An 18270-nucleotide genomic window follows, 5' to 3' on the forward strand; every position below is an offset into this window, starting at 1 on the left:
GACAAATAAAAGGGCAGCGAGTGTCAAAATCGCTACAATAATAGATAAAATCCTAATTGTGAGGAAAGCCTATCGATACCATCTTCGGCAATACCCAGGGACTAAAAGCTAGTCAGATGAAACAGCTACAAAGGCTGTACCATGAACGCTTGCCTATTGATACTCTCACCACCCCAGAATTCGCCCAAAGACTGGCGGCCATCAGTACCGATATCCATCAACCCCTCTGCACCTATATCAACCGTCGCGGCCAGGTAATTCGTGTGGGAGTGGGAACCCCCCGACAAACCCAATTTTCTCTCTTGGAACTACCCCGCTACGGTTCCGAACGTCTTTGCGGAATTCGTTGTATCGCCACGGAACTCAAGCAGGAACCGCCAAAAGAATCCAGTTTAACCGCCATGGCTCTGCAAAGATTAGACGCACTGGTGATCTTAACCCTAACCGGCACAGGCATGATCCGTCGCGGTGGTGGGGCGACCGGTTATGTGGAGCAAGTCTATCTGGCGCATCTCATACCACAAAGTCAAACAAATGTCAATAGTAATATATACTGGTCTGTCTCCCCGCCCTTAAATCTAGAGGATTTAAGCAAACAGGACTTTTTAGAGTTAGTGGAAGGACTAGAGGCGGAGTTTCAGCGCGAATTTACCGCTATAACCGTTGATACAGCCGAAGATCGGGTGCTATTGGTTGGTTTAATGACCGACAATATGAGCGATCGCCAGTTTGAGGACGGTTTAAGCGAATTAGAGCGTTTAGTTGACACCGCCGGGGGCAAAGTTTTGCAAGTCACCCGACAAAAACGGGATCATCCCCATCCTCAAACAGTGATCGGTTCGGGAAAAGTGGCAGAAATCGCCCTACAGGTGCAAACTTCGGGGGCTAATTTAGTCGTATTCAATCGGGATCTTTCTCCCGCCCAAATTCGCAATCTAGAGAACCAAATCGGGGTGAGAGTGGTCGATCGCACCGAGGTGATCCTGGACATTTTCGCCCAACGGGCCCAATCCCAAGCGGGTAAACTACAGGTAGAATTAGCCCAATTAGAATACACTTTACCCCGTCTCACCGGGCGCGGATTAGCCATGTCGAGATTAGGGGGAGGAATTGGCACTCGCGGACCGGGGGAGACAAAATTAGAAACAGAACGCCGAACTATTCAACGTCGTTTATCCCGTCTCCAGGATGAGGTGGATCAACTGCAAGCTCATCGTTCCCGTTTACGCAAACAACGGCAAAAACAAGATGTAGCCAGTGTGGCGATCGTCGGTTACACCAATGCGGGAAAATCTACTTTAATTAATGCTCTCACCGCTGTCGAAGTGTATACCGCCGATCAACTGTTTGCTACCCTCGATCCCACTACCCGACGCTTAACTATTACCGATCCCCTTACCCAAACATCTCACCCCCTCTTACTAACCGATACGGTGGGTTTTATCCATGAATTACCCCCCTCGCTGGTGGATGCTTTTCGGGCAACTTTGGAGGAAGTAACGGAAGCAGACGCCTTACTCCATCTGGTGGATCTCTCCCATCCAGCTTGGGAAAGTCAGATTGCCTCGGTATTAAAAATCCTCTCAGAGATGCCGATTCAAACCGGTCCGATGTTAATGGTGTTTAATAAGTTGGATCAGGTAAAAAGCGATGATTTAGAAATAGCTAAGGAAAAATATCCCCAAGCTGTTTTTATCTCGGCTATTCGTCGGCTAGGATTGGAAACTTTAAAACAAAAGTTAATCGATTTAACCGCTTAAGTATAGCAGTAAGCTGTCAGTATTCAGGAGACAGGAGTTAGGAGTCAGTATTCAGGAATTAGGAGAGGAGGCGGTCGGCAGGGGGCAGCTTTTTTCTCCCCACTTCATAATTTATAATTTATAATTCATAATTCATAATTCATAATTCCCACTGATAACTCAGGAACTATGCAAACAATCTTTCAGCGCGTAGGCTACCTGTTGTTGTTCCTCGAAGCTTAAATCGGGGAACATAGGTAAAGATAACACTTTTTCACTGGCCAATTCAGCCACGGGTAAATCACCTTTTTTATAGCCTAAATACTGATAAACCGGCTGTAAATGTAGGGGAATCGGATAATAAACCATGGATAGGACATCTTTTTCCTGCAAAGCCGCCCGCATTTGGTCACGATTTTCCGTTAGGATTGTGTACTGATTCCAAACGTGCTTACCTCCGGCTAAAGCGGCAGGTAAAGTGATATTAGGCAAAGGTTGCAGTAATTCCCGATAACGTTGGGCAATCTCGATCCGTTGATTATTCCAAAAATCGAGATATTTCAGCTTAATTTGCAAAATAACCGCTTGAACGGCATCTAAGCGGCTATTCACCCCAATTACCTCATGAAAATAACGCACCTTGCTGCCGTGTTCTTTAATCATGCGAATTTGTGCCGCTAACTCGGGGTTATTGGTGGTAATTGCGCCACCATCGCCACAACCGCCCAAATTTTTGGTGGGAAAGAAGCTAAAACAGCCAATATCGCCGATACTCCCCACTTTCTGCCCATGCCATTCTGCTCCCGTTGCTTGCGCGCAATCCTCAATCACCAATAAATTATGAGAACGAGCGAAATTTACCACCTCAGACATATTGACAGATTGCCCAAAAAGGTGTACGGGGATAATCGCTTTAGTCTGGGGAGTAAGCGCTTTTTCCAACAGTGCCACATCGAGGTTAAAAGTATTAATATCGATATCGACAAAAACCGGCACTGCCCCGACTAAATTAATCGCTTCGGCGGTGGCAATAAACGAAAAAGTGGAAGTGATGACTTCATCCCCCGCTTGAATACCGAGAGCGCGCAGTGCCAGATAAAGGGCATCGGTTCCCGAATTACAGGCGACACAATCGCTAACACCATGATAGAGGGCAAATTGTCGTTCTAATTCGCTCACAGCTTCGCCACCAATATAGCGCCCAGAACGGAGGATTTCTAAAACGGCATGGTTAGCTTCTTCGCTGATGACTTGGTATTGACGGGATAAATCGACGGGGGGAATTGTACTCACGCGCTTTCACTCAAATTAGAGACTAATCGGGATTTGTCGGGGAAAAAAAGGAATAATTAGTCAAAAATAATTATAAACTTGCTATTTATAGATGAAGTGTCCTTTTAATTTGTTTCTTTTATTTTTATGGATGGATTAGTAGAACTAAATCTGGTGGATTTGGGTTGGGCTTTGGGGATGATGGGTATTTGTTTACTCCTCTCCCGTTGGTCAAATTTAGCCCTAGAGGGCCAATTATTATTGGCGACCGGTCGATCGATCCTGCAATTATTAGTGGTAGGCTACGTTATCGCCGTTATTTTTTCCTTGGATAATCCTCTAGCCGTGCTGGGGATTTTGGCAGTAATGATGACTATTGCGACTATTGTTGCTAAAAATCGCATTGATAGCCGGGATAAAGGCTTATTACCCCTAGTTTTCGGCTCTTTATTGATTAGTAGCTGTCTAACTTTAGGTTATGCGATCGCTTTAATTATTCAACCAGAACAATGGTACTCACCCCAATACTTGATTCCCTTGACGGGAATGGTGTTAGGCAATGCCATGAACAGTGCCTCTTTAGCTGGGGAAAGATTAAGCAGTGCGATTAAAAGTCACCGTTTAGAAATCGAAACCCATCTTTGTTTGGGGGCAACCCCTCAACAAGCGATCGCAGATTATCAAAAAGCAGCGATTCGAGCTAGTTTAATCCCCACCCTCAATCAGATGATGGTGGTGGGTTTAGTCAGTTTACCCGGAATGTTCACCGGACAGGTATTGGCAGGAAGTGAACCTTTAAACGCCGCTTCCTACCAGATACTGATCCTGTTTATGATTGCCCTAGCCAACCTAATCACCGCACAATTGGTGACAGAGGGAATCTATCGGCGCTTTTTCAGTGAGAATTTATCACTGCTCAGTTAACTAATTTAGCTTTTCCACTTGCTGGCGACGACTTCAGCGAGATCAACCACCCGTTGGGAGTAACCCCATTCGTTATCGTACCAAGCGATAACTTTCACCATATCGCCACCCATCACCATGGTGAGACTAGCATCGATGATCGAGGAGGCATCAACACCGCGATAATCAGAGGAAACGAGAGGTAAATCATTATATTCGAGAATTCCTTTCAAAGAATTTTCCGAAGCTTCTTTGAGGACTTCGTTTACCTGTTCTGCGATCGTGCTTTTTTCCACTTGCGCCACTAAATCCACCACAGAAACGTTAGGAGTGGGTACACGCAGAGCGATACCGTTAAGTTTCCCTTTCATTGCGGGGATAACTAAGGCTACAGCCTTGGCGGCACCGGTGGAGGTGGGAACGATGTTAACGGCTGCGGCGCGGGCGCGACGCAGATCCCGGTGACTAGCATCAAGAATGCGTTGATCACCAGTGTAACTGTGGGTGGTGGTCATCGTCCCTTTAATGATGCCGAAGTTTTCGTGAATCACTTTGACGACAGGAGCAAGACAGTTGGTGGTACAACTGGCATTACTGATGACGTTGTATTTATCGTGTTCGTATTCGTGGGCGTTGACACCGACGACATAGGTTCCCACACCCGAACCTTTACCCGGTGCGGTAATGAGGACTTTTTTAGCTCCTGCGACAATATGCTTAGAAGCGCCCTCTTCATCTACGAAAACACCAGTAGCTTCGATCACTAAATCTACACCCCATTCTGCCCAGGGCAGATTGAGGGGATTGCGATCGGAATAACATTTAATGGTTTTACCGTTAACAATTAAAGAATTATCATCGGCATCGATATTAGCGTTAAGTTTGCCTAACATCGAGTCATATTTGAGCAGGTGAGCGTTACTCCGGGGATCGGATGTATCATTGATCCCCACTACCTCCAAGCCACTATCAGTCCGTCCTAACCAACATCTTAGGAAATTACGTCCAATCCGTCCGAAACCATTGATCGCTACTCTAATCACTGCTGCTTGCCCTCTACCTTTTAGTGCAATACATAAAAAAATAATTAATGTTCCCAATCATACCTTAAAGGTTGAACTTTACGATCCTGATCGAAAATAATTTATTAGCTCACCAATCCTATCGGGTTTAAATGAGAAAATTTGATTGATTAAAGCGATTTAAAGCCAAAATGAGCCTAAATAACCGCTAAAAAATTCTCATAACCCCATTCCCTCTTTAGCTGTCCGCCTTTTCGGTGATCAGATGTGAGTTTTCAGTTGACTGATTACTGATCACTTGAATGTCCCCGCTCCTCTTATCCTCAAAAAAAACTCGTTTACTTTTCCGTAAACGAGTTCACTTTCCATGATACGATTAATAGTCCTGTGAATTATTTGGCAACTGCTACCGGTGCTTTGACGGGCTGGGGCTGCAGGTCGCGCAAACTTGGGAAGAGGAAGTGGTTTTCCTCCACATATTGCGCTCCAAACAGTCCTTTTTCAGCCCAGAAATAGCGATCGGTTGTATGCTCGTTACGCTTAACAATCAATAAAGCTGGTGGGCTAATGCCTATAGCTTGAATATACTTACGCGCCGCAGTTACGGGTTTATCCTCGCCACTTTCAATACTATACTGGGGTACAAGTTCAAGTATCTTACGTCCTTCTTGACGACGGCGACTCTTACGTTTCCGTTTTCTGGCCAACCCAATTACCTCCTGTTTTGGCTAATCGTTGTAATGATAGTTACAAAAGCCGTAGCGATTATATCCGTTCTAGACCCAGAAATCAAGTGTCTCTCACAAACCCAATTACAGACAAATTTGACTAGAAGCTAGACTGGGACTATGTTTAAGTTTTTCTGACAAAAACACTCCCCCAAATCCCGATACAAAACTTATTATTCTTAAACTTTTTTTAATATATACCGCGATCCACCCCTAAAATAGTGACCAAACCCTTGTCCTAATTGCTTTTTACTGGCTGCACTCGATCCAAGAGAATCGCCCTTCTCTCCCGTGTAAACTGGGAAATAAAACTCGCAACCCTAGCTTTATCAAGGTTTTCTGATTTTTTACTTTTTACTTTCTTGGTATGCCCTTCTCCTTCCCCTCCCGGACTCCCCTGAGTAATGATTTTATTGCCCTCTGTCAGGCACAGATGGAACTTTTGCGGGAGCAAATGGAAGCGGACAGAAGTGCGGTTTATTTAACTGAACCTTTATCGAGTGATTTAATTCCAGTCGTTGTTTATCCGCCCTTTAATCCCCCTTCTCCCCAAAAAAAGCGGCTTTCCTTACAACCAGGGCAACCGGCGGCCGACTTGTTAACTGCGGTTAAGTTAGAAGATTTATCCCACCTCTGGGGTAATCAGGAGACCGTCAGCGGTCATCGCTTGTTTTTACCCTTAATGTATGAAGAGGGCATGATCGGATTATTGGTGACAACCAGAGAAAAACGACCTTGGCAAAGTTGGGAATTAACCCGGATGGAAAAAATCACCCAAACCCTCGCTTTAGCCTGTGTACTCGATCGCCAATTGGGAGAAGAACGCTATTATCGACAATGGCAACGTCAGCGCCTCGATACCTTTCTCCATCAAATCCGCAATCCCCTCACCGCGTTAAAAACCTTTGGTAAACTTCTACTCAAAAGGCTGTTAGCCGAAGAAGGTGACGATCCCGCCATTACCGGTATATTGAGGGAAAGCGATCGAGTTCGGGACTTAATTGCCGAATTTGAGGGACAAATTCAGCAAGAAAGCGAAAATTACCCCACTGTCGATATTCCTCTCCTGCAAGCGCAATCTTCCCCCACTGCCTTTCTCTTGCCTGCTGGCAGCACTCAGCTAACTCCGATCGATCTCCACGATATTCTCGATCCGCTGCTCCTTTCGGCCGAGGCCGTAGCCAAAGAGAGAAATCTCAGTTTAGAAAGGATTTACGGGGAAGATATACCACTTATTCGGGCTAATATCCCCGGTTTGCGGGAAGTATTCAGTAATTTAATTGATAATGCCCTCAAATATACTGCTGCTGGCGGAAAAGTTACCGTCGAGGTAAAAAATGTTAAGAATAGTGTAGAAATTGTTTTTAAAGACACAGGTTATGGTATACCGAGGAGCGATCAAGAAAGAATTTTTCAACGTCACTACCGGGGGGTGCAAGCGGGGGGAGATATACCCGGGACAGGATTGGGTTTAGCGATCGCCAAAGAATTAATTACCAGCATGGGGGGGACGATTGAATTTATCAGTCCCAATCCTGAGCAAACAAGTTCCCCCTACCCCGGCACGGTTTTTCGGGTTCATATACCAGTTATACCCGATGATAACCTCAGTACAGAAAGTTGATCTGGTCGTAAATTCTGCCGATTGTCCCGATCAGGAGATTCTGGGGGCGATCGGTTAAAATATAAGAAAAATATCATTTTTACTGGTAACTTGGCCCAGAACCCAAGAATTAACAGTAGCTAGAGACAATTAATTAGACACATCTAACTACCTCTTGCCTTTTGCCCCTTGCATGAGTGCCTATCCTAACCAAAAAGTTAATTTTGTCCTATTACTTAAATTATGCCGACTATCGAACAATTAGAACCCGCTAATAAGGCCGATGTGTTAGTATATATGCCCTACTATGCCAAGGACAAACATAGTATGCTGCCCTATGCGATCGCTTTGTATCAAGGAGGATCTTTAGAAGGTCGTCGTCGCATAGAAAACAGTGAAGGGATTCCCTTTGTGGCCTCTTGGTATGTATCAAAATTGCCCTCGGAATTGACCCGTTGTCGTTTACAATTTGAAGGACAGGCCGACCTAAGCTATGAGATGACGATTATTAACGCCGAGTTGATCGAATATCTCATCGATGCGATTAAAACCTTTAAGCAGCTAGGTTCGGCCGACTTTTCGCAGGGATTTTATCGGAAACTGCTGCGATTTGAAGGATAAAAATCGGGATTTTACGGGTTAAAAGGAGCAAATCGTGGCGAAATCAGCCAAATCTATACTTATCTCTTCCCTGGAACCCCTCAGTGGTAAATCGGGAACTGTCGTCGGTTTAGCGCATCTCTTGCGACAAAAAGGACTAGAGATAAGTTACGGCAAACCAGTGGGCAATTGTCCGGGATACGTCGATGGGCAATTGGTCGATGAGGATGTAGAATTTATTCGGCAATTACTAGAATTATCCCCTGAGCAGCTGCGTTTACCGGTGATCTATACGGATATGGATTCCGTTGCTAAACGTTTACAAGGTACAGATAAACAGGACTACGGTAATATTCTTGCCGGCTATCTCGATCGAGTTAACAGTGATATTATCCTCCTCGAAGGGCCGGGGACTCTCTGGGAAGGCAGTATTTTTCAGTTATCGATGGGGGAGATGGCCAAAATTCTCCAGACTCCAATCCTATTGGTGGCCCGCTATAGTTCTCCCCTAATTGCCGAGAGTCTGCTGAAAGCAAGAGAGGAATTAAATAATCAGCTGCTGGGGGTAGTGATTAGCGATATCCCGGCCGATGATTGGGAGGAAGTACAATCTCTCCTGAAACCCTATCTGGCCCGCCAAGGTGTGGAAGTTTTAGGACTGTTACCCGCGAGTAAACTGCTGCGTAGTATTAGTGTTCGGGAAATTGTCCATCTTTTGGGGGCAAAAGTATTATGTCGGCCCGATCGTTTAGATTGGATGGTAGAAAGTTTAGCGATCGGGGCGATGAATGTCAACGCCGCTTTAGAATATTTTCGCAAGGGGGAAAATATGGCCGTGATTACGGGCGGCGATCGCACAGACCTCCAGTTAGCTGCCCTAGAAACTTCCACCACCTGTTTAATCTTAACCGGTTCCATCTCTCCGGATCCGCTGATTCTGGGCCGGGCCGAGGATTTAGAAGTACCAATTCTCTCGGTAAATTTAGATACTCTCAGTACCGTGGAAATCGTCGATCAGGCCTTCGGCAAGATTCGCTTACAGGAACAGGTAAAAGTCGCTTGTATTCGAGAATTAATGGAGGAACATTTCCAGATTGATCGCCTGTTAGAAAAGTTAACAATAGGGGTGTAATTTCTCCCCGGCTGCCGAGAATTTCATTGGAAATCACTTCATGAGTCTATCATCCCCCCCTGTGTCCCCTCCGGTCAAAGAAAATGACTGGGGCTTATTATTAAGATTACTTCCCTACGCAAAAAAGCAAAAAGCCCTGCTATTTTGGTCATTAATACTTCTTTTTCCCCTATCCCTCACGGGGGCGATCCAGCCCTTAATTATCGGTCAAGCGGTCTCCCTTTTGCAAAAGGAACAAACTTGGGATTTTTTGGCTCGAATGCCCTTAACAGCAGCCATTAATACCTTAATTATTATCCTGTCAGCTTCGATTATTTTACGACTGATTTTAGGGACAACACAAGGTTATCTAGTGCAGAAAGTCGGTCAGTCAATTACTGCTAATGTCCGGCAAGATTTATTTGCCCATGTCACCTCCCTTTCCTCCAGTTTTTTTGATCGCTCTCCCGTGGGACGTTTAGTCACTCGTTTAACCAGCGATGTGGAAGCATTAGGAGAAGTTTTTGCTAGTGGGGCGATCGGAGTTGTCAGTGATTTGGTCAATATTTTAGTTATTATCATCACCATGTTTACCCTGCAATGGCAATTAGCTCTATTGTTGGTGTTGATGTTATTTCCCGTCACTGCTTTAATTATCTTTTTTCAAAAACAATACCGCATCGCTAACTATCAAGTACGCGAGGAATTATCAAAACTTAATGCCCAATTACAGGAAAATGTAGTCGGAGTTAATATTGTTCAATTATTTCGCCGCGAACGCTTTAACACTGAAATGTTTCGCGCTATCAATACTCACTATCGTCAATCCCTAGATAAAACAATTTTTTATGATTCGGCCGTCTCAGCTACTTTGGAATGGATCGGATTAATTGCCGTGGGAGGAGTATTATGGTTAGGCGGGATTTTTATTCTCCAGAAAACCATTGATTTTGGGGTTTTATCGGCTTTTATTTTATTCTCCCAACGTCTCTTTAATCCCCTGCGTCAGTTTGCCGAAAAATTTACTATGTTTCAAGCTGGTTTTACTGCTATTGAACGCATTGGGGAATTAATTAGTATTCCCATTGAAATCAAAGATTATAACAATTATAAAGAAATTTCTTTCCCAGAAAAACTGAAACCTGGCGAGATTATTTTTGAAAATGTTTGGTTTGGTTATAAACCAGATGAATATATTATCAAAGGTCTCAATTTTACTATTCATCCGGGGGAAAAAGTCGCTTTAGTCGGTCCCACTGGTGCGGGAAAAAGTTCGATTATTCGTCTTCTCTGTCGTCTTTACGAACCAAGTAAGGGCAGAATTCTAGTGGATGGTATCGATATCCGTTATCTTCCCCAAGCGGAATTAAGACGTTATATCGGTGTCATTCTCCAAGAAACTTTTCTCTTTGCTGGAGATGTTACTCGCAATATTACTTTAGGGGAAAATTATGATTTTGAGCAGGTGAAGGCAGCGGCTAAATTAACTAATATCGATCACTTTATCGAGGAGTTACCCGATGGCTATCATACCCTTTTACGCGAACGGGGCGCAAATTTGTCGGGAGGACAAAAACAATTACTCGCTTTTGCGAGAGTCGCTATTCGTAACCCGGAAATTTTAGTTTTAGATGAAGCTACTGCTAGTTTAGACGTGGGGACAGAAGTATTAATCCAAGAAGCTTTAGAACAGATTTTAGTCGATCGTACTGCTATTATTATCGCCCATCGTCTCTCCACTATTCGCAATGTCGATCGAATTCTTGTCCTGAAACGCGGGGAATTAGTCGAATCGGGAACCCATGAAGATTTATTAACCAAAGATGGCCTCTACGCTAGTTTGTCGAAAATTTGGGTTTAAAACCGCGAAGTTCCAGAATTTGCACTAAAATTTCCCATTCTTTTGCAAATAATCGACTAATGCCCATAATCCTAACCGATAACTTTCGGCCCCAAAACCGCTAATCTGTCCGATAGCTATATCGGCAATGTAGGAATGATGACGAAAAGACTCGCGTTTGTAAATATTGCTTAAGTGTACTTCCACACAGGCAATTTTTGTGCCTAAGATTGCGTCGCGGATGGCGATACTGGTATGAGTATAAGCTGCTGCATTAATCAAAATACCGTCATGCTGACCCCATGCTTGCTGAATCCAGTCCACTAATTGCCCTTCCTGATTGGACTGGTGCGCGGTTAAATTCACCCCTAAACGGGTAGCTTCTTCGCTTAAAAACTGGTTAATCGCTTCTAAATTGACGTTACCGTAGAGATTCGGCTCTCTTTTCCCCAATAGGTTTAAATTCGGTCCGTGTAAAACCAGAATGCTTAGTTTATTCACCACTGTCTTCCCTATCATCACCAGAATTAATCTTATCTCGATCAGGGATTATTGCCTATCAACAGCATTTTTGCCGCTACGGTAATCAGACTAAATCCGTTGAGTAACGCACAGAAAACGGGTTTCTCCGAGAAACCCGTTTTCTACTCATGGGGAATAAATAATCAGTTTTTAATAACCGGATTTAGTATAAGTCTAGTTATTAAAAACTGATTCTCGGAATAAATAGCTGAAAATTTGTCAAAACGTCGTGCTTTGTAGGTTGATTAATGAATCAACCTACTATGAGAGCAAAACCTGTACTTCCCTGCTTCCTAGAGTCGTTTCATTCTCTCAGGAAGCAGCGATCGCCGATAAATTGGTAGGGAGGGGAATCCTTAATCATGCACCCCCTGTGCGACAATATATCGAGTTTGCCCTTGGCTAAAACCATTAATTGATGACCTTGCCCATACAAGTTTTACCCCAAGACGTAATCGATTTAATTGCCGCAGGAGAGGTAATCGACTCTTTAGGCGCTGTGGTGCGAGAATTAGTCGAAAATGCCATTGATGCGGGGGCAGATAGGATTACCATCGATATATCTCCGCAAAACTGGCGAATACAAGTATCGGATAACGGTAGGGGAATGTCTAGAGAAGATTTGCAACTGTGTAGCTATGCCCACAGTACCAGCAAAATCCGCCAACGGGACGATCTTTGGCAGATTACCAGTCTCGGATTCCGTGGTGAAGCTTTGCACAGTATCGCACAGGTGGCGCGTCTGCGGGTTGCCAGTCGTCATGACGATGATTTAGGTTGTTATTGTCTTTACAATCACCAGGGCGAGCCGGATAATTTAGAAACGATTCCTATAGCTATCGGCACTATCGTCACGGTAGAGAATCTCTTTGGTAACTTTCCTGTGCGTCGTCAAGCTTTACCGTCAATTAACAAACAATTAAAGGATATACAGACTTTAATTCATAATTTTGCCCTCTGTCATCCCCAAATTACTTGGCAGGTTTTCCAAGATCATCAAGATTGGTTACGCATCAGTCCGGGTAAGGATGCCAGTCAAATATTACCGCAATTAGTTAAATCTCTGCATTTTAACGATTTAGCAGCCCTAAAACTTGACTTAACGACTCCTGACGCAGAATTGGCTCAAATTGAATTGGTCATCGGTTTGCCCGATCGCATTTCTCGCCATCAACCGGATTGGGTTAAAATTGCTGTTAATGGGCGAATGGTGCGCTCATCGGAGTTAGAACAGGCAATATTTCAAGCTTTCGCTCGCACAGTCCCTAAAGATCGCTATCCCGTTTGTTTTCTCCATCTACATCTTAACCCTCGTTCGATCGATTGGAATCGTCACCCAGCTAAAGCGGAAATATACCTGCATAACCTCGTTTTTTGGCAAGAACAGATAATTTCAGCCATCGACAAGGTGTTAGGACTAAATCCCGAACATATACCCGAAAAAGCGCAAAATCAGCGCGTCAGTCAAATTCTCAAGGCTGCCGAAGAAAAAAGCACTTATACAATAGGGGAAAAATCCAGGAAAAATCGGCTGGAATTAAAGGCATTAGCCCAAATTCACCAAACTTATATAGTTGCCGAACATCCTAACGGATTATGGTTAGTGGAACAACATATTGCCCATGAGCGGGTTTTGTACGAACGTTTAGAGGATAACTGGGAAATCGTGCCGTTAGATACTCCGATCATCTTAAATCAGTTAACTACTCGACAAATCGAACAATTACAACGTTTAGGATTAGAAATTGCCAGTTTTGGCGATCGCTCTTGGGCAATTCGTAGTATTCCTGTTCTACTAAAAGAGCAGCAGGATCGGGCTGATGCTTTACTAGAATTAAGTTTAGGGGGCGATTTACAAACTGCTCAGGTGGCCACCGCTTGCCGTAGTGCGATCCGCAACGGTACAGCTTTAAGTTTAGAAGAAATGCAGAATTTACTCGATGATTGGCAAAATACCCGTAATCCCCGCACTTGTCCCCACGGAAGACCGATTTACTTATCCTTAGAAGAAACCTCGCTCGCTCGCTTCTTCCGTCGTCATTGGGTAATCGGCAAAAGTCACGGCATTTAATCAGTTATCAGTTATCAGTTATCAGGATTCAGGAGTCAGGATTCAGGAGATTATTTTTATTTAGGGTTGGCTGAATAAATCTAAAAACCTTGTTGGATAAGGTTTTTAGACTTTTTTCCCTCAAAAAGTGCCGACCATTGGAGTGATCAGGGGGAAAATTCAGGTGCTTTTTCCCCGAAAATTAGGTAATTGACCTCCTCAAAATCGGTAAAACCCTACACCCTACACCCGTTCGGACCTCGGCGTGAGCTCGGTCGAACGCTGAGCTCACGGCCGAAGCCTACACCCTACACCCCACACCCACCAGCAAACGTTTTCAGCAGACCCTATTTATTCTCCTCTCCCTTCTCTCATAGGGTTAGATGCGTCATCAGACGCATCCTCTCTGTTTAGGTTTTCTTACATTTTGCTGAGAATACGCTGGACTATATCCATTCCTGTGAAGGCTTGCCAGCCAAAAAGACCTAAAATGACGGCATTAAGGGCAATATGGGTGATTCTAGCCAATTCGTTGCCTTTTTGCATTAAAGGTACTAAAGCGGCACTAATCGAGATTAAACCCACCATCCCTAAACCGGCCAGCAGATGGGGACCGACAAATAATTTACCGTTATTAATATAAGTCACCGCCATACCCCCGATCGTCCCCAACACCATTAAAGCGAGGATTAGGGAGCCAATTTGATAGTGTTTAGTGCGAAAATTTTTGGGCAATAATTCTTTTTTTAGGTCTTTATCTGCTGTCCGCGTCCGTCGCCATTGTAGCCCCGAATAGAGCGCATAGATAGTTAATCCTAATAAAACCCACATGAGAATGGGATGGCCAAATTGTGACCAAGTTTTTACGGCACTGGGAATCTCGAGGTTCATAGTTGTCTGTTCTCATCAAAGATCGCTTCTTAATAAAAATTAACATGAATCGCTCGCGCTTCCTTGTTTTCTGGGTCACTGGACTTGTCATACTAAATTCCGTTTAAAAGCTATAGGAGAGTGGGGTGTGGGGAGAATAAATAAAAATAGTCTCCTGACTAAGCTAAGACGCATTTAACCCGCTTATTCTTAGATTAGCCGAACCTCCCCCAATCCCTTTACTATTGCCTTTTGCCGTTCGGCTGAGCTCACGGCCGAAGCCTCTTGCCTCGTCTCAACAAGCAATTTAAATTACGAACAGCTTATCTTTGTTCAAACCAACATTTAAATCAACCAAGCTCGATCGCAAATCGCTATGATAGAATATTGGGCCTTAAATTTCCGCCCCCTCCCCCTCTTATGAAACTGCCTGTCGTCGCTATTATCGGTCGTCCCAATGTGGGCAAATCTACCCTCGTCAATCGTATCGCTGGAGATCAACAGGCGATCGTTTTTGATCAACCCGGGATTACCAGAGATCGCACCTATCAACCAGCTTTCTGGTGCGATCGAGATTTTCAAATTGTCGATACAGGAGGGCTAGTTTTTAACGATGACAGCGAATTTCTCCCTTTAATCCGCGAACAGGCTTTAATCGCCCTAGCAGAGGCAAGTGTGGCGATTTTTGTCGTCGATGGCCAGGCAGGAATTACCGCCGGCGATCGAGAAATTGCCGCTTGGTTACGACAGCAAAATGTGCCGATACTTTTGGCAGTTAATAAGTGTGAATCGGTGGAACAGGGTATCCTGCAAGCGACGGAATTCTGGGAATTAGCCATCGGTGAACCCTTCCCCATCTCAGCCATTCACGGCTCTGGTACAGGTGAACTACTCGATGCGGTGATTAAATATTTGCCACCCGCGGCGGAAATTACCGAAAATGAAGAAATTAAAGTGGCAATTATCGGTCGTCCTAACGTGGGTAAATCCAGTCTCCTCAATGCTTTAACCGGACAACAACGGGCGATCGTCAGTCCGATTTCGGGAACCACCAGAGACTCGATCGATACTTTAATCGAACGAGAAGGACAGGTGTATCGGTTAATTGACACCGCTGGCATTCGCCGTAAGAAGAATGTGGACTATGGAGCCGAATTTTTCAGTATTAACCGTGCTTTTAAGGCAATTCGCCGGTCTGACGTGGTGTTATTCGTCATCGACGTGCTAGATGGTGTCACCGAACAGGATTTAAAATTAGCAGGGCGAATCATTGAAGAAGGGCGTGCGGTGGTGCTAGTAGTCAATAAATGGGATGCGGTGGAGAAAGACACCTACACCATCAATACTTACACCAAAATGCTCCAAGATCGGCTGTATTTTATGGATTGGGCAGAAATGATCTTTGTCAGCGCCATGACGGGGCAAAGAGTCACTAAAATCCTCGAATTAGTTGATATTGCCGCCGAATCTCACCGTCGTCGCGTCAGTACCTCGGTAATCAACGATGTGATCGAAGATGCGGTTAAATGGCACAATCCCCCCACCACCAGAGGCGGAAAACAGGGGAAACTATACTATGGCACGCAAGTATCGAGTCAACCCCCCACGATCGCCCTTTTTGTTAACGATCCCCAGCGCTTTAATGATAACTATCGCCGTTACATCGAAGGGCAATTCCGGCAACAGTTAGGCTTTAAAGGAACCCCGATCCGCTTAATCTGGCGCGGCAAACCGGCGCGAGAAGTGGAAAAAACGGTTAATAGAGCCACCAAGGTCTAATTTATGGATTTATTGCGAAGTTTGCCCATCGGTCTTTATCTCGATCAACCGATTACCCGACTACATCAACTGGATGCGCGGGTAAAATTTATCTGGTTAATGGCTTTTTTAGCAGCACCTTTATTGGCTAATCCTTGGTGGCGTTTAGCTTTGGTGGGATTGTTAATGTTGTTAACCCTGTTGGCCCCTATTCCTCCCCGCGTCTGGCGGCAACAGATGGGCTGGCTGATATTTTTGGCGATTATTGTCTTTCTGATTACTGCTATCACTCCCGATGGTTTAGGGGTGAGTATTCAGCCGCGTTTACCGGATGAAGGGCTGAATTTACCGCCAGCAAGTGATTATCAGTATGTTTTATGGGATAGAGGTCGTTTATTTGTTACCCGACGTTCTTTGGAATTAGCAGTGAGAATTAGTACCTTAGTTTTTACTTTAATTTATAGCACTAATCTCTTTTTGTTGACGACGGCACCGGAAGAAATTACCGAAGGTTTAGAGAATTTAATGAGTCCTTTACGGCGATTTAATGTGCCAGTGACAGAAATTTCTCTGACTCTTACCCTATCTTTGCGCTTTATTCCCCTGGTTTTAGAAGAAGTGCAAAATCTAGCTAGGTCAGTGCGAACTAGGGCGATCGATTGGCAAAAATTAGGGATTAAAAGAAGTTTAAACGTCTGGTTAACAGTCGTGGAAAAATTCCTAGATAATTTGCTTTTGCGTGCCGAACAAATAGCGATCGCTATGGAGGTTCGCGGTTTTACCAGTCCCAATCAGCATCAAGTACGCTGGCACCAATTACAGTTAAGATCGGCTGATTTTATTGCTTTATTTTTGTTAATTCCCTTTTGGGCAGCCCGATTAGTTTGGGGGGGTTTATAGCAGTTAGTTAAGTAGCTGGTTATAATTTAAAAATGGATTTTAGGTTCGATCCCCCCTGCCCCCCTTGATAAGGGGGGTGCCGATAGGAGGGGGGATCCCCCCTGCCCCCCTTGATAAGGGGGGTGCCGATAGGAGGGGGGATCTGACAACTTTTAACGCCTACCTACTTATCAGTTATCAGTTATCAGATTTGAGTTTTAAGTGTGCAGTATTAAATAGAAGTTTCCTACTGTCTTTTCACTGATTACTGTTTACTGTTCACTGTTTACTGTTCACAGCAAAAAACTCCCCACAGCCTACACCCAGCCTAGACTTTAACCTCGTTGTCACCCTTTCAGGGCGGAGATGCTGATGGTAGTGACGAGCCTGCGTTCTCAGAACCGCAATGTTTTGCAATTTATGACCGAGGAACCCTTCGCGCCTTTGGGAGGAGTAGTAATTCTCCCTTTCTGCTACCCCAGGAGAGTCCTTCCACAGAATCAATGCCACTGGCTGCTTGCCCCCCCCCTAAATGGTTACATACGCTACATAATCTGTTATCATTTAGATACGGTGATTCTTCTGTCCGTTTTGTACCGATAACTCCTGATTGGATAAGCCTTTCCACTTAGAAGATGTACCAGACTGAGCCTGAATCTGCCGTATGTATAGAATTGTTGATTGGGAATCTTTATTATGACATTGCAGGAAGGCACTTACACCTGGGAATACGGCGACACCACCCAGGCTCTCTGGTTCACCGCTTCTTACAACACAGTCACAAATCAATGGACTGTTGATATGAAGAAGGGGTCAATGGACCTCAACGCATTCTGGTGGTCGAATGGCGATAGCAACGCGGATGGGACTATCAGATTGTTATCGAAGGATAACAGTCTCAATATGAATGGGACTGGTATCGTCTGGGATGGGTACGACAAGATTTCCGATACGGGGTTAACGGGAACGGAGCATAATGGCAGCAATCTTCTGACTGCGGGTAATACCTACACTTACAGCTACAGCAAGGACCAAGGGGTAGAGATTGAATCGTTATTGGCTCAGGGTGTTGTAGTCCTTGGTATCCGGGCCACATCCGTCAATGGCACTGGTGGTATCAAGGCGGTAGATGGGCAATTTGTTTTCGTTCCCTACGACAATACCCCACCCACAGTGACAGTCGATATTGTTGATGCTTCGTTGAACGACGCAGACAACAATTCTCTAGTCACCTTTGAATTCAGCGAAACTGTGAATGGCTTCACAGCCGGTGATGTGAACGTCAGCGGTGGAACCCTGAGCGACTTCACCCAAGTGGATGGCAACAGCTATACGGCCATCTTCACGGCCGACGACGCGGTGGAAACCACCGG

15 protein-coding genes are annotated in these 18270 nt (G+C 44.8%); 10 read left to right on the forward strand and 5 right to left on the reverse strand.

The features are described from left to right. Positions 1-116: 116 nt before the first annotated feature. Positions 117-1760 (forward strand): GTPase HflX, encoded by a 1644-nt coding sequence (gene hflX, locus IM462_RS03555; RefSeq protein WP_287702396.1) that lies wholly within the window; start codon positions 117-119, stop codon positions 1758-1760. A gap of 159 nt (positions 1761-1919) precedes the next feature. Here the strand turns inward: hflX and IM462_RS03560 are convergent, their stop codons facing one another. Then, complete coding sequence (locus tag IM462_RS03560) at positions 1920-3032, reverse strand: DegT/DnrJ/EryC1/StrS family aminotransferase (RefSeq protein ID WP_287702397.1); 1113 nt, start codon at positions 3030-3032, stop codon at positions 1920-1922. Between the two features lie 126 nt (positions 3033-3158). Here IM462_RS03560 and IM462_RS03565 point away from each other — a divergent pair, with 126 nt between their 5' ends. Continuing rightward, a complete protein-coding gene (locus IM462_RS03565; protein ID WP_287702399.1) occupies positions 3159-3935 on the forward strand; it encodes an ABC transporter permease in 777 nt (258 codons plus the stop codon). Positions 3936-3940: 5 nt separating this feature from the next. Here the strand turns inward: IM462_RS03565 and IM462_RS03570 are convergent, their stop codons facing one another. Together IM462_RS03570 and IM462_RS03575 are read right to left on the reverse strand one after the other, a co-directional pair. Further along, positions 3941-4957: a type I glyceraldehyde-3-phosphate dehydrogenase gene (locus IM462_RS03570; RefSeq protein ID WP_287702401.1), complete on the reverse strand. Its 1017-nt coding sequence runs from the start codon at positions 4955-4957 to the stop codon at positions 3941-3943. A gap of 371 nt (positions 4958-5328) precedes the next feature. Next, positions 5329-5643 (reverse strand): DUF3155 domain-containing protein, encoded by a 315-nt coding sequence (locus IM462_RS03575; protein WP_004268081.1) that lies wholly within the window; start codon positions 5641-5643, stop codon positions 5329-5331. 388 nt (positions 5644-6031) lie between these two features. On the opposite strand from IM462_RS03575, the gene IM462_RS03580 reads away from it, so the two are divergent. From IM462_RS03580 to IM462_RS03595, 4 genes are all read left to right on the forward strand, one after another. After that, complete coding sequence (locus tag IM462_RS03580; protein ID WP_287702403.1) at positions 6032-7288, forward strand: GAF domain-containing sensor histidine kinase; 1257 nt, start codon at positions 6032-6034, stop codon at positions 7286-7288. 222 nt (positions 7289-7510) lie between these two features. After that, positions 7511-7888: a type IV pilus biogenesis protein EbsA gene (ebsA, locus tag IM462_RS03585; RefSeq protein ID WP_287702405.1), complete on the forward strand. Its 378-nt coding sequence runs from the start codon at positions 7511-7513 to the stop codon at positions 7886-7888. A 34-nt stretch (positions 7889-7922) separates the two neighbouring features. Further along, positions 7923-8999 (forward strand): phosphotransacetylase family protein, encoded by a 1077-nt coding sequence (locus IM462_RS03590; RefSeq protein ID WP_287702407.1) that lies wholly within the window; start codon positions 7923-7925, stop codon positions 8997-8999. Positions 9000-9039: 40 nt separating this feature from the next. Then, positions 9040-10839, forward strand: a complete 1800-nt coding sequence (locus IM462_RS03595) for an ABC transporter ATP-binding protein (protein WP_287702409.1) — start codon at positions 9040-9042, stop codon at positions 10837-10839. A 24-nt stretch (positions 10840-10863) separates the two neighbouring features. Here IM462_RS03595 and aroQ read toward each other — a convergent pair whose 3' ends face one another. Beyond that, positions 10864-11319, reverse strand: coding sequence for a type II 3-dehydroquinate dehydratase (gene aroQ / locus IM462_RS03600; protein ID WP_287702411.1), 456 nt, complete (start codon positions 11317-11319; stop codon positions 10864-10866). 439 nt (positions 11320-11758) lie between these two features. Between aroQ and mutL the strand changes: the two genes are divergently transcribed. Then, positions 11759-13411 carry a DNA mismatch repair endonuclease MutL gene (gene mutL, locus IM462_RS03605; protein WP_287702413.1) on the forward strand — a complete coding sequence of 551 codons (1653 nt, stop codon included), beginning with the start codon at positions 11759-11761 and terminating at the stop codon, positions 13409-13411. A 399-nt stretch (positions 13412-13810) separates the two neighbouring features. Here mutL and IM462_RS03610 read toward each other — a convergent pair whose 3' ends face one another. Next, positions 13811-14281 (reverse strand): DUF4079 domain-containing protein, encoded by a 471-nt coding sequence (locus IM462_RS03610; RefSeq protein WP_194017578.1) that lies wholly within the window; start codon positions 14279-14281, stop codon positions 13811-13813. Between the two features lie 399 nt (positions 14282-14680). Here IM462_RS03610 and der point away from each other — a divergent pair, with 399 nt between their 5' ends. The 3 genes from der to IM462_RS03625 all read left to right on the forward strand — a co-directional run. Next, the gene (gene der / locus IM462_RS03615; protein ID WP_104395626.1) at positions 14681-16039 is read left to right on the forward strand and encodes a ribosome biogenesis GTPase Der; all 1359 of its coding nucleotides are present in this window, start codon (positions 14681-14683) and stop codon (positions 16037-16039) included. Positions 16040-16042: 3 nt separating this feature from the next. Beyond that, entirely contained in the window at positions 16043-16918 is an 876-nt protein-coding gene (locus IM462_RS03620) for an energy-coupling factor transporter transmembrane component T family protein (protein WP_287702416.1), read from the forward strand. Between the two features lie 675 nt (positions 16919-17593). Then, positions 17594-18270: Ig-like domain-containing protein (locus IM462_RS03625; protein ID WP_287714841.1), on the forward strand; the 677-nt coding region annotated here is incomplete at its 3' end.

Source organism: Microcystis sp. M144S2 (assembly GCF_020246065.1).
GTDB lineage: Bacteria > Cyanobacteriota > Cyanobacteriia > Cyanobacteriales > Microcystaceae > Microcystis > Microcystis ichthyoblabe_A.

Coding starts and splice junctions, on each gene's coding strand:
- IM462_RS03580 (WP_287702403.1), top strand. CDS start 6,032: ATGCCCTTCTCCTTCCCCTCCCGGACTCCCCTGAGTAATGATTTTATT.
- der (WP_104395626.1), top strand. CDS start 14,681: ATGAAACTGCCTGTCGTCGCTATTATCGGTCGTCCCAATGTGGGCAAA.
- ebsA (WP_287702405.1), top strand. CDS start 7,511: ATGCCGACTATCGAACAATTAGAACCCGCTAATAAGGCCGATGTGTTA.
- IM462_RS03595 (WP_287702409.1), top strand. CDS start 9,040: ATGAGTCTATCATCCCCCCCTGTGTCCCCTCCGGTCAAAGAAAATGAC.
- IM462_RS03565 (WP_287702399.1), top strand. CDS start 3,159: ATGGATGGATTAGTAGAACTAAATCTGGTGGATTTGGGTTGGGCTTTG.
- IM462_RS03610 (WP_194017578.1), bottom strand. CDS start 14,281: ATGAACCTCGAGATTCCCAGTGCCGTAAAAACTTGGTCACAATTTGGC.
- hflX (WP_287702396.1), top strand. CDS start 117: ATGAAACAGCTACAAAGGCTGTACCATGAACGCTTGCCTATTGATACT.
- IM462_RS03620 (WP_287702416.1), top strand. CDS start 16,043: ATGGATTTATTGCGAAGTTTGCCCATCGGTCTTTATCTCGATCAACCG.
- mutL (WP_287702413.1), top strand. CDS start 11,759: ATGACCTTGCCCATACAAGTTTTACCCCAAGACGTAATCGATTTAATT.